The sequence below is a fragment of the Micromonospora sp. CA-248260 genome (assembly GCF_050942205.1).
In the GTDB taxonomy this organism is placed as follows: domain Bacteria; phylum Actinomycetota; class Actinomycetes; order Mycobacteriales; family Micromonosporaceae; genus Micromonospora; species Micromonospora antibiotica.
This window is the reverse complement of the sequence record NZ_CP192021.1, coordinates 1,712,190-1,726,343: the sequence shown is the minus strand read 5'-3', so window position 1 is coordinate 1,726,343 and position 14,154 is coordinate 1,712,190. Positions and strand designations below refer to the sequence as shown.

At 73.0% G+C, this 14,154-nt stretch carries 12 protein-coding genes; 5 read left to right on the top strand and 7 right to left on the bottom strand.

The genetic code is table 11. The features are described from left to right. Positions 1–106 precede the first annotated feature (106 nt). Positions 107–1,579 carry an NAD-dependent malic enzyme gene (locus ACQP2H_RS07940; RefSeq protein ID WP_208569565.1) on the top strand — a complete coding sequence of 491 codons (1,473 nt, stop codon included), beginning with the start codon at positions 107–109 and terminating at the stop codon, positions 1,577–1,579. 400 nt (positions 1,580–1,979) lie between these two features. Here ACQP2H_RS07940 and dapF read toward each other — a convergent pair whose 3' ends face one another. The 4 genes from dapF to ACQP2H_RS07920 all read right to left on the bottom strand — a co-directional run bounded on the left by dapF (position 1,980) and on the right by ACQP2H_RS07920 (position 5,130). Then, positions 1,980–2,813 carry a diaminopimelate epimerase gene (gene dapF, locus ACQP2H_RS07935; RefSeq protein ID WP_433231867.1) on the bottom strand — a complete coding sequence of 278 codons (834 nt, stop codon included), beginning with the start codon at positions 2,811–2,813 and terminating at the stop codon, positions 1,980–1,982. Positions 2,814–2,820: 7 nt separating this feature from the next. After that, positions 2,821–3,783 (bottom strand): tRNA (adenosine(37)-N6)-dimethylallyltransferase MiaA, encoded by a 963-nt coding sequence (miaA, locus tag ACQP2H_RS07930; RefSeq protein ID WP_357537827.1) that lies wholly within the window; start codon positions 3,781–3,783, stop codon positions 2,821–2,823. Further along, a complete protein-coding gene (locus ACQP2H_RS07925; protein WP_433231864.1) occupies positions 3,729–4,502 on the bottom strand; it encodes a class III extradiol dioxygenase subunit B-like domain-containing protein in 774 nt (257 codons plus the stop codon). The genes miaA and ACQP2H_RS07925 overlap by 55 nt, the downstream gene beginning before the upstream one ends. A 178-nt stretch (positions 4,503–4,680) precedes the next feature. Continuing rightward, the gene (locus ACQP2H_RS07920; protein WP_219468618.1) at positions 4,681–5,130 is read right to left on the bottom strand and encodes a hypothetical protein; all 450 of its coding nucleotides are present in this window, start codon (positions 5,128–5,130) and stop codon (positions 4,681–4,683) included. A 253-nt stretch (positions 5,131–5,383) separates the two neighbouring features. Between ACQP2H_RS07920 and ACQP2H_RS07915 the strand changes: the two genes are divergently transcribed. The 3 genes from ACQP2H_RS07915 (at position 5,384) to ACQP2H_RS07905 (ending at position 10,302) form a co-directional block, all read left to right on the top strand. Next, the gene (locus tag ACQP2H_RS07915; RefSeq protein WP_219468615.1) at positions 5,384–6,592 is read left to right on the top strand and encodes a DUF349 domain-containing protein; all 1,209 of its coding nucleotides are present in this window, start codon (positions 5,384–5,386) and stop codon (positions 6,590–6,592) included. A gap of 405 nt (positions 6,593–6,997) precedes the next feature. After that, a complete protein-coding gene (locus tag ACQP2H_RS07910; RefSeq protein WP_219468613.1) occupies positions 6,998–8,647 on the top strand; it encodes a cellulase family glycosylhydrolase in 1,650 nt (549 codons plus the stop codon). Between the two features lie 293 nt (positions 8,648–8,940). Further along, positions 8,941–10,302, top strand: coding sequence for a cellulose binding domain-containing protein (locus ACQP2H_RS07905; protein ID WP_357537782.1), 1,362 nt, complete (start codon positions 8,941–8,943; stop codon positions 10,300–10,302). Between the two features lie 46 nt (positions 10,303–10,348). On the opposite strand, the gene miaB is transcribed toward ACQP2H_RS07905, so the two are convergent. Further along, entirely contained in the window at positions 10,349–11,863 is a 1,515-nt protein-coding gene (gene miaB, locus ACQP2H_RS07900; protein WP_208569571.1) for a tRNA (N6-isopentenyl adenosine(37)-C2)-methylthiotransferase MiaB, read from the bottom strand. A gap of 66 nt (positions 11,864–11,929) precedes the next feature. Between miaB and ACQP2H_RS07895 the strand changes: the two genes are divergently transcribed. Next, the gene (locus ACQP2H_RS07895) at positions 11,930–12,157 is read left to right on the top strand and encodes a DUF2277 family protein (RefSeq protein ID WP_433231858.1); all 228 of its coding nucleotides are present in this window, start codon (positions 11,930–11,932) and stop codon (positions 12,155–12,157) included. A gap of 164 nt (positions 12,158–12,321) precedes the next feature. Here ACQP2H_RS07895 and ACQP2H_RS07890 read toward each other — a convergent pair whose 3' ends face one another. Both ACQP2H_RS07890 and selD read right to left on the bottom strand, forming a co-directional pair. Further along, positions 12,322–12,801, bottom strand: a complete 480-nt coding sequence (locus ACQP2H_RS07890; protein ID WP_219468610.1) for a hypothetical protein — start codon at positions 12,799–12,801, stop codon at positions 12,322–12,324. A gap of 324 nt (positions 12,802–13,125) precedes the next feature. After that, complete coding sequence (gene selD, locus ACQP2H_RS07885; RefSeq protein WP_219468607.1) at positions 13,126–14,115, bottom strand: selenide, water dikinase SelD; 990 nt, start codon at positions 14,113–14,115, stop codon at positions 13,126–13,128. Positions 14,116–14,154 lie beyond the last annotated feature (39 nt).

Genomic DNA, 14,154 nt, shown 5'->3' with positions numbered 1-14,154 from the left:
CTATATGCCCGTGGTGGAGGTCGCCGAACGCGGGGGCGGCTGCCGCCGTGGCCCGGTGGGCGAGTAGAAATGGCGACGAGCCGCCAGCGACGACGGAGGTATTTCCGTGGCCATCACCAGACTGCCGAGTGCCGGATTCTCGATCACGATCCGGATCGCGGTCCCCGCGGACGCCTCCTCGATCGGCCGGCTGACCACGTCGGTCGGCGAGGCCGGCGCGATCGTCACCGCACTCGACGTGGTCGACTCCGACCCGACCCACGTGATCGTCGACCTCACCTGCGACACCGCCGACGCCGGCCACGCCGACCAGGTCGTCGAGGCGCTCACCGCGCTCGACGGGGTGGACGTGCGCAAGGTGTCCGACCGGACGTTCCTGCTGCACCTCGGCGGCAAGATCGAGGTGCACTCGAAGGTCGGGCTGCGGACCCGCGACGAGCTGTCCCGGGCGTACACCCCGGGGGTGGCCCGGGTCTGCATGGCGATCGCGGAGAACCCGGCGGACGCCCGGCGGTTGACCATCAAGCGCAACACGGTCGCCGTGGTCAGCGACGGCTCGGCCGTGCTCGGCCTGGGCAACCTCGGCCCGGCGGCGTCGCTGCCGGTGATGGAGGGCAAGGCGGCGCTGTTCAAGCGCTTCGGCGGGGTGGACGCCTGGCCGGTGGTGCTGGACACCCAGGACACCGACGAGATCGTGGCGATCGTCAAGGCCATCGCCCCCGCGTACGGCGGGATCAACCTGGAGGACATCGCCGCGCCGCGCTGCTTCGAGATCGAGGCACGGCTGCGGGAGCTGCTGGACATCCCGGTCTTCCACGACGACCAGCACGGCACCGCGATCTGCGTGCTGGCCGCGCTGACCAACGCACTGCGCGTCGTGGGCAAGCAGCTCGCGGACGTCCGGGTGGTCGTCTCCGGGGCCGGCGCGGCCGGCACCGCGATCATGAAACTGCTGCTGCGCCAGGGCGTCGGCGACATCATCGCGTACGACCGGCAGGGCGCCCTGCACCGTGGGCTGACCGGCCTCAACCCGGCCTGGCAGTGGCTGGCCGAGAACACCAACCGGGACAACTACGCCGGCGACCTGGCCGGTGCGGTCCGGGGCGCAGACGTCTTCATCGGGGTGAGCGCCCCCAACCTGCTCACCGGCGACGACGTCGCCACCATGGCCAAGGACGCGATCGTCTTCGCGCTGGCCAACCCCGATCCGGAGGTCGACCCCCGGGAGGCCCGCAAGCACGCCGCGATCGTCGCGACCGGCCGCTCCGACCAGCCGAACCAGATCAACAACGTGCTCGCCTTCCCGGGCGTGTTCCGGGGCATGCTCGACGCGCACGCCGAGGAGTTCACCGAGGAGATGGCGATCGCGGCGGCCCGGGCCATCGCCGACGTGGTCGGCGAAGACAAGATCAACCCGACGGTGATCGTGCCGAGCGTCTTCGACTCCCGGGTCGCCCCGGCGGTCGCCGCCGCAGTCCGCGCCGCCGCCCAGAACCCGGCTGCGACGCCACCCCCGGCCGCCGACCCCGGCCCCGCCGACCTCCCCGAAGTCGCCGCCACCGCCAGCGCCACCCCCTGACCCCCTCCCCTCCCCCGCGAGCCCCACTCCCCACCGGCCAGCCCGACTCGACTGGCCCCGGCTCGCCCCAGGCTCGGCTCGCCCCAGGCTCGGCTGGCCCCAGGCTCGGCTGGCCCCGGTGATCAAGAGGTTTGCGTCACTTCGCCCGGCACCCATGACGTAAACCTCTTGATCACCACGCACCCTCCCCGCCCGGCCCCGGTGATCAAGAAGTTTGCGTCATTCCGCCCGCCATCTTTGACCCGAACCTCTTGATCACCGCGCGTCACCTCGTCGGGACCGGGTGATCAAGAGGTTTACGTCATCCGTCACGCCGATTCTGACGCAAACCTCTTGATCAACGAGACGAGACGAGACGGGGTGAGGCGGGGCAGAGCGGGGTGGGGTGGGCGGCGGGGGGTCAGGGGAGGGTGAGGGTGCCGGTGGCCACGAGGATGGCGGGGCCGGCGAGCCAGCACGAGTCGGTGGTCACCGTGACCGTGAGGCGGCCACCGGGGACGTCGACCGCCACGACGCCGGTGTCCCGGGCGGCGTCGCGTAGCGCCACGGCGGCGACCGCGCAGGCGCCGGTGCCGCAGGAGAGGGTTTCCGCCGAGCCACGTTCGTAGACCCGCATCAGCACGTGGCCGTCGGTGCCGTCCAGCGGGGCACCGGGGGTGGTGAACTCGACGTTCACCCCGTGTGGGAAGACCCGGGGGTCGAATTCGGGCGCGCGGGTCAGGTCCAGGTCGGTCAGGTCGATGCCGGCCGGCAGGGCACAGACCAGGTGCGGGTTGCCGACGTCCACCGCCGTGCCGGGCAGGGTGAGCCCGCTCAGGGCGGCATGCGACGCGTCGTACAACCGGGGGCGGCGCATCTCGACGGCGATGGTGTCGCCGTCGAACCGGGCCCGCACGAGGCCGGCGCGGGTGGCCACCGGCAGGGTTCCGTCGGTCGCGGTGGCCAGGCCGGTCGCGAGCAGGTAGCGGACGAAGACCCGGGCCCCGTTGCCACACATTTCGGCGAACGAGCCGTCGGCGTTCCAGTAGTCCATGAACCACTCGGCCTCATCGGCGAGGGCCACCCCGTCGGGGTGTTTCGCGGCGCGCACCACCCGTAACACGCCGTCGCCGCCGAGGCCGCGCCGTCGGTCGCAGAGCCCGGCGACCAGGTCGGGGGTCAGGTCGAGGGTGCCGTCCGGGTCGGGCAAGATGACGAAGTCGTTGCCGGTGCCGTGCCCCTTGGTGAACTCCACGCCCCCATCATGGCCGATGCCCGGAGACGACCCGCAGCGCAGTGTCGACAAACGTCGGCGCGGTCGGGTCCAGCCAGTGGATGCGCTGGTCACGGCGGAACCAGGAGCGTTGCCGTCGGACGAACCGCCGGGTGGCCCGGACCGTCTCGTCGCGGGCCTGCGCCTCGTCGGTCTCCCCGGCCAGGAACCGCAGCACCTGCTGGTAGCCGAGGGCCCGGCTGGCCGTCCGGCCGTCGGCCAGGCCGTGCCCGCACAGCGTACGGACCTCGGCGACCAGCCCGTCGGCCCACATCCGGTCGACCCGCGCCGCGATCCGCTCGTCGAGCAGCGCGGTGTCGAGGTCGACGCCGAGCTGCACCGCCGGGTAGTACGGGGTCGGGTCGGGCAGCGAGGCGGTGAACGGCGCCCCGGTCAGCTCGATCACCTCCAGGGCCCGGACGATGCGTCGACCGTTGCCGGGCAGGATGCCGGCCGCCGCGACCGGGTCCGCCCCGGCCAGCCGGGCGTGCAGCGGGGCGGGGCCGAGCTGCGCCAGTTCCGCCTCCAGCCGTCCGCGTACCGCCGGGTCGGTGCCGGGGAACTCGAACTGTTCGAGCACCGCCCGCACGTACAGGCCGGAGCCGCCGACGAGCAGCGGCACCCGCCCCCGGGCCAGGATGTCGTCGACCGCCGCGCGGGCCAGCCGCTGGTACTCGGCGACGCTGGCCGGTTCGGTGACCGGCCAGATGTCCAGCAGGTGGTGCGGCACCCCGTCCCGCTCCGCCGTGGTGAGCTTGGCGGTGCCGATGTCCATCCCCTGGTAGAGCTGCATCGAGTCGGCGTTGACCACCTCCCCGCCGAGGGCGTGCGCGAGGGCGATGCTCAGCGCCGACTTGCCCGCCGCGGTCGGCCCGACCACGGCGACGACCGTGCCGCTCACCGCGCCGCCCCGCCCGTGCCCGCCCCGTCCGTCCCGGCCGGCGGGGACCAGGAGGCCACCAGGTAGCCCACCCCGTAGGGACGCGAGTGGTGGCGCAGCTCGCCGCGCCAGTCGCCGCCGGCCGCCCTCACCGCGCCGGCCAGCACCTGCCAGGCGGGCCGGCCGGCGGCCCCCAGCTGCGCCGAGACCACCGGGTCCAGGTCGAGCAGCGCGTCGGTGTCCGCGTCGGCCAGGGCCCGGGCAACCCCTTCGTCGTACGCCCCGGCGCGCGGGTCGTCGTAGCCGGGTGCCTTCGGCCCGTGGCAGGACGAGCCGTCGCCCAGCACCAGCAGGGCCCACGGCCCGTCCACCCGTAGGCCGGCCCCGAGGGCGGCACACCGGTCGACCGGTTCGTCGGACCCGATGCTCACCATCCGCCAGGCCACCGATACCGGGGGGGCGACCCGGTCGACCAGCCAGGCCCCGACCAGCAGACTCAGCGGCAGCCGATCGTCGCCGCTGCCGGGGTCGGTGGGGGCCGGTCCCCCGCCGAGGCGTACCGCCAGGGGCAGGCCCCAGGGGGCGAAGCTGCCCTGGCGGGGCAGGTCCAGTTCGACCGTGCGCTCTGCGGCGCCGACCAGCACGACGGTGCCCGCCCCGGCGGTGTGGAGGGCGGTGACGGCGGCGGTACAGGCGGCGCGCAGCTCCGCCAGCTCGGGCGCGGCGGCCCCGGCCAGCTCGGGCACGATCAGCGGCGGGTGCGGGCAGACGGCGGCGGCGACCAGAGGCACCAGGCAACGTTAGCGGCCCGGCACCGCCCGCCCCGCCTGCCCCACCGCTGCGGCAGCCCGACCACCGAACCGAGTCGGTCGGCAGCCCGGGGACGACCCGGCCGACGGCCCGACACCAGGAGCGACCCGGCCGACGGCCCGACGCCGGAACCAGCCGGTTCGGCAGGCCGCGGCGGGATCAGGCCGGTTGGCCGCCCCAGCCGCCCTGGACCATGGTCTGGAACCGCCACCGCCCGCCGGTGCGGACCATCAGGTCGGCGTAGCGCACCCGTTGGCGTTCGCCGTCGAGGGTGAACTCGGCCTCGGTGAGCACCACGGCCAGGCTCCGGGTGAGGAAGTAGGGCGTGCGGCGGCTCTCCATCCGCAGGTCGCCACCGCCGCCGAGTACGCCGCCCATCATCTCCAGGTAGGCCGCCCGGTCGAGCTGGCGGGCGGAGCCCTCCCCCGAGGCGTCGTCGGTGACGGTGTTCAGCGGGAACATCGCCAGCTCGGCGGTGCCGGCGACGTCACCCGCCTCGGCCAGGGCGTCGTAGTGGCGGAACCACGCGTCCAGCTCGGCGAGATCGGCCTCGTCGGGCACGAAACCGGGGTCGGCCGGGGGCGTCATCCGGGTGTGGGACTGGGTCATCCTGCTCCTCCTCGTCCGCCCGTCGATAGGGCGGCAGTGTCTCGTACGCCCTACCGTACAGCGTACGCCGGAATGCGACACTCCCCCCACGGAGTCTGTGTGTGGGTGCTAGGACACCGTATGGTCACGGTCAGAGACAGGCGCTCGACGCGGACGGGGGCGGACCTGTGACAATGCCGGGAGCAAGTTGGCTGCGCCGTGGCGGCGATCGTGCGGGGTTTCCCGTCGACGCCGGGAGAACGAGGATGTGCACATGAGCGACTGGACTGCCTTCGGACGGGTGGACGCGGACGGCACCGTGTACGTGAAGACCAGCGAGGGCGAGCGGGTGGTCGGATCCTGGCAGGCGGGCGCCCCCGAGGAGGGGTTGGCACACTTCGCCCGTCGCTTCGCCGACCTGGTCACCGAGGTGGACCTGACCGAGGCCCGGCTCAACTCGGGTGCCGCCGACGCGGGTGGTTCGCTGAGCACGGTCCGGCGGATCCGTGGCTCGCTGGCCGAGGCGCACGTCGTCGGGGACATCGACGCCCTCGCCGCGCGCCTGGACAAGCTCGCCGTCGTGGCCGAGGAGAAGGCCGCTGAGGCGCGTGCCGCCCGGGAGGCCGCCCGGGGTGAGGCGCTCGCCCGCAAGACCGCCCTGGTCGAGGAGGCCGAACAGCTGGCCGCCGAGTCGACCGGCTGGAAGACCGCGGGTGACCGGCTCAAGGAGATCCTCGACGAGTGGAAGACCATCCGGGGGGTCGACAAGAAGGCCGACGGTGAGCTGTGGAAGCGGTTCGCCGCCGCCCGGGACGGCTTCACCCGGCGTCGGGGCGCCCACTTCGCCTCCCTCGACCAGCAGCGCAAGCAGGCGCACACGGCCAAGGAGGAGCTGGTCGCCGAGGCTGAGAAGCTCTCCGACTCCACCGACTGGGCGGCCACCGCCAACCAGCTCAAGGAGCTGATGAACCAGTGGAAGGCCGCCCCGCGCGCCTCCAAGGAGTCGGAGCAGAAGCTCTGGGAACGGTTCCGCGCCGCCCAGGACGCCTTCTTCAGCCGGCGCAGTGAGGTCTTCTCGGCCCGGGACAACGAGCAGCGGGCCAACCTGGAGCGCAAGCAGGCGCTGCTGGTCGAGGCCGAGGCGCTGGACGTCGACGGCGACCCGAAGGGTGCCCAGGCCAAGCTGCGGGAGATCCAGGCCCAGTGGCACGAGGCCGGCCGGGTGCCCCGGGAGGCCGCTGCCGGCCTGGAGCGGCGGCTGCGGGCCATCGACGACAAGGTCCGCGAGGTGATGGATTCGGCCTGGCGGCGGACCACCAAGGAGGACAACCCGCTGCTCGCGCAGATGCGGGCGCAGGTCGCCGAGGCCGAGGAGCGGCTCGCCCGCGCCCAAGCCGCCGGGGACGCCCGTCGGGTCAAGGAGGCCGAGCAGGCGCTCGCCTCCAAGCGGCAGTTCCTCCAGCTCGCCGAGCAGGCCGGCTGACCCCGAACGCCCCGGAAGCCCCCGCTCCCCCTCGGGACCGGGGGCTTCCCCATGTCCCACCCCGAAAACCCACCCCACCCGAGCCCACCCAGCCGGGCACCCCCGCCGGTACCGGCACGCCCGCCCGGCGGTGGGCGCAGGGGCTGCGGTTGACGCATCGAGGCCTGCTGATCAGAATGGGCGGCAGAGCCAGGTCGACCCCGCCGGCGCGAGGGCACCGACGACGGACACCGTCGTCGGGAGTCGCCGGTGCACCGCAGCGAGTGGCCGCGTCCACGTGACCCGGCGTGCCGCGCACTGTCCGCGTACCCCCGCAGGAGCGGGACGGACGGGCGGCGGCCGGCGAATCCCTGGTTTTCCGCCCGCGTCGCCGTCGCGACGCCGGGCATTCGAAGTGGAGCCCGTATGTACCGACCCCGCATCATCGGCGCCGCGCTCACCGCGCTCGCCACCGCCGCGGCCGGCGTGCTCGTCGCCACGGCCGTCAGCACCACGCCGGCCGCCGCCGCAGTCGGCGGCACCGGCACCGGTTACCTGCACACGAACGGCAACAAGATCGTCGACGCCACCGGCGCGACGGTCCGGCTGACCGGCATCAACTGGTTCGGCATGGAGACCGACAACCGGACGTTCCACGGCCTGTGGTCGAACAACCCGTGGCGCGGGCAGCTCGACAAGATGGCCAGCCTGGGCTACAACACGCTGCGCGTCCCGTACTCGAACGACTCGGTGAAGCCGGGCGCGACGGCCAGCGGGATCAACGACTTCGTCAACCCGGACCTGGTCGGGCTCTCGCCGTTGCAGATCCTGGACAAGGTGATCGCCTACGCCGGCAGCAAGGGCATGCGGGTCATCCTGGACCGGCACCGGCCGACGGCGGCCGGGCAGTCGCCGCTCTGGTACACCCCGACGGTCTCCGAGGCGACCTGGCTCGCCGACTGGAAGATGCTGGCCCAGCGGTACGCCGGCAACACCACGGTGATCGGCGCGGACCTGCACAACGAGCCGCACGCCGAAGGCACCAACCCGGCCGCGACCGGCGCCTGCTGGGGCTGCGGCGACACCACCCGGGACTGGCGGCTGGCCGCCGAGCGGGCCGGTAACGCCATCCTCGCGGTGCAGCCGAACTGGCTGATCTTCGTGGAGGGGGTGAGCTGCCCCAGCGGTGGCCTGTCGAACGTCTGGGACAACGACACCAGCAACGACGAGGACTGCGGCTGGTGGGGTGGCAACCTGTCCAAGGCCGGGCAGTTCCCGGTCCGGCTGAACGTGGCGAACCGGCTGGTCTACTCGCCACACGAGTACGCCACCAGCGTCTACGAGCAGAACTGGTTCAAGGCCGCCGACTTCCCGGCGAACCTGCCGGCGATCTGGGACAGGTACTGGGGTTACCTCTACAAGCAGAACATCGCCCCGATCATGATGGGCGAGTTCGGCAGCACCCTGGCCGACCCCCGGGACAAGGTGTGGCTGGAGAAGTTGATGGCCTACACCGGCACCGGGGTCAACGGGATGTCCTTCACCTACTGGTCGTGGAACCCGAACTCGGGTGACACGGGAGGCATCGCGCTGGACGACTGGACCAACGTCAACACCGCCAAGCAGGCGATCCTCCAGCCGTACCTGATCCCGCCGGTGGGTGGCGGGACCGACCCGACCGGCACCCCGACGCCGACGCCGACCACCACCGGCCCGACGACGCCGCCGCCGACCACCACGCCCCCGCCGACCACCACCCCGCCGCCGACCGGTGGCTGCACCGCCACCTACAAGCAGGTCAGCGCGTGGCAGGGTGGTTTCCAGGGTGAGCTGACGGTGAAGAACACCAGTTCGTCGGCGGTCAACCCGTGGTCGGTGACCTGGGCCTGGCCGGCCGGGGTCACCCTGGTCAGCGGTTGGAACGCCACCGTCACCCAGGCCGGCACGACGGTGACCGCCGCCGGGCCGGCCTACGCGCCGTCGCTGGCGGCGGGCGCGTCGGTCACCGTGGGCTTCACCGCCAACGGTACGGCCGCCGCCCCGGCCACGGTGAAGCTCAAGGGCACCGCCTGCTGAGCCGGGACCGTCCGTAGTGGCCACCGGCGGGTCGCCGGTCGACGTTGCCCGTCGACCGGCGACCCGCCTGCCGGATCACCGCCGCCGCGCGTCCGGCACGCCGATTTACATCTGCCACTGTCTATGCTTTGCTCGGGAAAGCGCTTGTCCGGGCTGCGGGCGCACCACACGGGATCCACCTCGTACCGACCTGACCCCCTCGGCAGGGGCCGATCGGCGACGTCCCGGGTCACCGGCATCCACCGGTGGCTCTCCCGTCGACGGCAGCCTGTCCCACCCGAAAGGGACGCAGCATGCGCACACCCCGGCGTCGTACGACGCTGATCGCCGCCACCACCGTCGCCCTGCTCGCCACCGGTACGCTCACCGCCGTCGCCGCCCACGCCGCCCCCGGCTGCGCGGTCAGCTACACCGTCGGTGGGCAGTGGCAGGGCGGATTCACCGGCAACATCACCATCAGCAACCTCGGCGACCCGCTGTCGGGCTGGAGCCTGCGCTGGTCGTACTCGGCCGGCCAGACGGTCAGTGACGCCTGGAACGCCACCGTGGCCCAGAGCGGCAGCACGGTGACCGCCACCAACGTGGGCTACAACGGGAGCGTGCCGACCGGCGGCAGCGTCTCGTTCGGCTTCAACGGCACCTGGAACAACTCCAGCAACCCGGTCCCGACCAGCTTCACCGTCAACGGGGTGACCTGCACCGGGAGCACCGCCCCGACCAATGCGCCGACCACCCCGCCGTCGGCCACACCCCCGCCGACGACGCCCCCGGCGACCACCCCGCCGCCCAGCGTGCCGCAGACCGGCCTGGTCGGCTGGGCCACCCAGAACGGCGGCACCACCGGCGGCGGCAGCGCGGGCGCGACGACCGTCTCCACCGCCTCGGCGCTGACCAGCGCGTTGAACGCCACCGGCGCGGCGGTGATCCGGGTCTCCGGCACCATCAACTGCTCGGGCATGCTGCGGGTCCGCTCCAACAAGACCGTGCTCGGCAACGCCGGGGCGACGATCGTCGGCTGCGGGTTCACCGTCAACGGCGACCGCAACGTGATCATCCGGAACCTGACGTTCCGCAACTGGAGCGACGACGCGATCAACGTGGAGAGTTCCGCCACCAACATCTGGATCGACCACAACACCTTCAGCAACGGCTACGACGGCACCGTCGACATCAAGCGCGGCTCGGACTTCGTCACCGTCTCCTGGAACCGGGTCTACAGCCACGACAAGACGATGCTGCTCGGGCACAGCGACGACAACGGCAGCCAGGACATCGGGCACCTGCGGGTGACCTACCACCACAACTGGTACGACGGCAGCAAGCAGCGCAACCCCCGGGTCCGCTTCGGCAACCCGGTGCACGTCTACAACAACTACTACTACAACAACGCCGGCTACGGCGTGGCGTCCACGATGAGCGCCGGGGTGCTCGTCGAGGGCAACTACTTCGAGAACGTCAAGGACACCTACCACCTCGGCGAGGCCGACTCCGGGCCGGGCAGCCTGGTGGCCCGCAACAACCACTTCGTCAACTCGCCCGCCGGGCAGACCGGCGGCAGCGTCGCCGGCATCCCGTACCAGTACACCCTGGACAGCGCGAGCAGCGTGAAGTCCATCGTGACGGCGGGTGCCGGCGCGGGCCGGATCTCGGTCTGACCGCGCACCGGTCGGGGTCCGCCGGTGGCGGGCCCCGACCGGGAGGTCAGTGCGCGGCGCAGCCGGTCGTCGGCGCGGGCGTCGCGGCCGGCGCACCGACCGTGGGCAACCCGAGCAGCACCCCGGGGGTACGCGGGGCGCGGCCGGCCTCGGCGGCGTCACCGGCCCGGGTGCGGCGGTGTGCCAGCGGGGCACCGTCGGCGTTGAGGTGGTGCGGGGCGGCGTAGGTGATGGTGGTGTGCACGATGTCGCCCGGTCGGATCGTGCCGGCCGCGCCCGGCTCACCGGCCGCACCGGTGGCGAAGTGCACCAGTCGGCCGTCGCGGGCCCGGCCGGAGAGCCGGCCGGTGCGGTCGTCCTTGCGGCCCTCACCGACGGCGACCAGCACCTCGACGGTCTCGCCGACCAGACGCTTGTTCTCCGCCCAGGTGATCTCCTCGACGCAGGCGACCAGCCGTTCGTAGCGTTCCTGCACGACCTGCTTGGGCAGCTGGTCGGGCATGGTCGCGGCCGGGGTGCCGGGGCGCTTGGAGTACTGGAAGGTGAACGCCGACGAGAAGCGGGCCGCGCGGACCACGTCGAGGGTCTGCTCGAAGTCGGCTTCGGTCTCGCCGGGGAAGCCGACGATGATGTCGGTGGTGATCGCCGCGTCGGGCATCGCCGCCCGGACCTTCTCGATGATGCCGAGGTAGCGCTCCGACCGGTACGACCGGCGCATCGCCTTCAGCACGTCGTCCGAGCCGGACTGCAACGGCATGTGCAGCGAGTGGCAGACGTTGGGGGTCTCGGCCATCGCGGCGATCACGTCGTCGGTGAAGTCCTTCGGGTGCGGGCTGGTGAACCGGACCCGTTCCAACCCGTCGATCTCACCGGTCGCGCGCAGCAGCTTGCCGAAGGCGTACCGGTCACCGAACTCGACGCCGTAGGAGTTGACGTTCTGCCCGAGCAGGGTCACCTCCAGCACGCCCTCGGCGACCAGGGCGCGCACCTCGGCGAGGACGTCGCCGGGGCGGCGGTCCTTCTCCTTGCCGCGCAGGGCGGGCACGATGCAGAACGTGCAGGTGTTGTTGCAGCCCACCGAGATCGACACCCAGCCGGCGTACGTCGACTCGCGCCGGGTCGGCAGGGTGGACGGGAAGACGTCGAGGGATTCGAGGATCTCCACCTCGGCGGCGGTGTTGTGCCGGGCCCGTTCCAGCAGCACCGGCAGCGAGCCGATGTTGTGGGTGCCGAACACCACGTCCACCCAGGGTGCCTTGCGGACGATGTCGCCCCGGTCCTTCTGGGCCAGGCAGCCGCCGACGGCGATCTGCATCCCCGGGTGCCGGGCCTTGACGGGGCGCAGGTGACCGAGGTTGCCGTAGAGCCGGTTGTCGGCGTTCTCCCGGACGGCGCAGGTGTTGAACACCACCACGTCCGGGTTGTCGTCGGCGTCGGCGACCCGCACGTAACCGGCCTGTTCGAGCAGGCCGGAGATGCGCTCGGAGTCGTGCACGTTCATCTGGCAGCCGTACGTGCGCACCTGGTAGGTGCGCGGGCTGCCCACGGCTGCGGTAGTCATGACACGCACAGCGTATCCGGGCCGCCCGACCGGGGCCGACCGGGAAGACCCCGACGAGGAGGAACCATGTGCCGGAGCATCAAGACCCTGCGTGAGCCGTACGTCCCGACGGTCACGTCGGCCGACATCGAGGCGGCGGCGTTGCAGTACGTCCGCAAGGTGTCCGGTTTCCGGGCCCCGGCCGCGCACAACGCCGCGGCGTTCGAGGCGGCGGTGAGCGCGGTGACCGCCGCTACCGCGACCCTGCTGGACCAGTTGCAGGTCCGGGGCACCCGCCCCACCGTCGCCCCCTGACCACCGGCCCCGGGCCGTCGCCCTCTGACCCACCGGCCCCGGGCCGTCGCCCCCCTGACCCGCCGGGCCCCGGGCCGTCGCCCCCCTGACCCGCCGGGCGTCGGCCGCACCGCCACGGACCGGGCGGTGGCCCTGGGTGCACGGGCCGTCGGGCGGGGGGTCGGTCAGGCGGCGGCCAGGGCCGGGTTGACCGAGTCGGGTGCCCAGCGCGAACGGCAGCACCGCGACCAGCCCCGACAGCCCGGGTGCGCCAGGGTGCAGAGCCGGCGCGCGGAGAGCACCTCACCGTCGTCGGTCTCGGTGACCTCGAAGTGCACCGGGCGGATCGTGCCGCCCGGGGCGACCAGCAGGTGCCGGCCGGCGTCGAGGGTGTCGTCGGCCAGCAGGCAGTCCCGGTCGAGCAGCCGGGCCAGCGCGGCGACCGCGCTCAGCTGGTGCAGCGACTCGGGTACGCCGTAGCAGTCGACGATCGTCCCGAACTCCCCCGGGGCCTCCCACACGTCGCAGATCACCGCGTACGTGGGCAGCCGGGCCGGGTCGGCCACGGCCAGGGGCATCACCACCCGTCCGAGCGCCTCGGCCAGGGCCGGGTACACCTCCACGGGTGCGGCCCGGTCGATTCTCCAGTTCCACAGCTCGGTCATGCCGCCTCCTCGCTGCGTTAGTCCCACCGGCCTCCGGATCGGGCCTTACTCACGATGGTGGGGGGCATTTGCCCCCGGCCGGGGGCAAGTTACCGGTCTGTGACCATTCCGGGCAAAATTTCCTAGCGCCGCATTGCCCGGAGTAGCGGGAAGATGACAGTTTATCGGGTACGGTGCCCCGCCGAACCGGCCGACCGACAGCCCAGCCCACCCGGCGCGGCGTCGGAAGTCCGGGCCCGCCACCCGGGGTCAGGAGACGGCGGTCAGGGGTCAGGGGGCGGCGGTCGGCGGTCAGGCGTCGGCGGTCAGGGGCGGCGGCACGCGTCAGCGGATGACGACCATCGACTCGCCCCGGGGCAGCAGCTCGCCGATCACCGTGCCGCCGGGCACCTCGCCGGCCAGCAACAGCCCTCCGGAGGTCTGCGCATCGGCCAGCAGCAGCCGGTCCGCCTCCCCGGTCGACCCGAACCCGGTCCACGGGCCCACCCAGTCCAGGTTGCGTCGGGTGCCGCCGCTGACGTGCCCGTCGCGCACCGCCTCCCGGGCACCGGGCAGGTAGGGCACCCGGGCGGCGTCGATGGCCACCGTCAGGCCGCTCGCCCGGGCCAGCTTCGAGGCGTGCCCGAGCAGCCCGAAACCGGTCACGTCGGTGCCGCAGCGGATGCCCGCCGCGACGGCGGCGCGGGCCGCGTCCCGGTTGAGCGTGGTCATCGACGCCACCGCCTCGGCGGACACCTCACCGGTGGCCTTGTGCCGGGTGTTCAGCACACCGACGCCGAGCGGCTTGGTCAGCGACAGCGGCAGCCCGGCCCGCCCGGCGTCCAGGGTGATCAGCTCCTCGGGGCGGACCAGCCCGGTCACGGCCAGCCCGTACTTGGGGCCGTCGTCGTCGACGCTGTGCCCGCCGGCCAGGTGGCAGCCGGCCTCCCGGGCCACGTCCTGCCCGCCGCGCAGCACCTCCCGGGCCAGCTCCAGCGGGAGGGTGTCCCGGGGCCAGCAGAGCAGGTTGATGGCGACCAGCGGGGTGCCGCCCATGGCGTACACGTCGGAGAGGGCGTTGGCGGCGGCGATCCGCCCCCAGTCGTAGGCGTCGTCGACGACCGGGGTGAAGAAGTCGGCGGTGGTGACCAGGCCGGTCCGCTCGTCCAGCCGGACCACCGCGGCGTCGTCGCCGTGGTCGAGACCGACCAGCAGTTCGGCGGTGCCGGTGGCCGGCCCGAGGCCGGCGACCATCGCCTCCAGTTCCCCCGGTGGGATCTTGCAGGCGCAGCCGCCGCCACGCGCGTACTCGGTCAGCCGGATCCGCTCGGTCATCGCCCCATGATCTCCGTCACCCGGTCCACCCGCCACCCG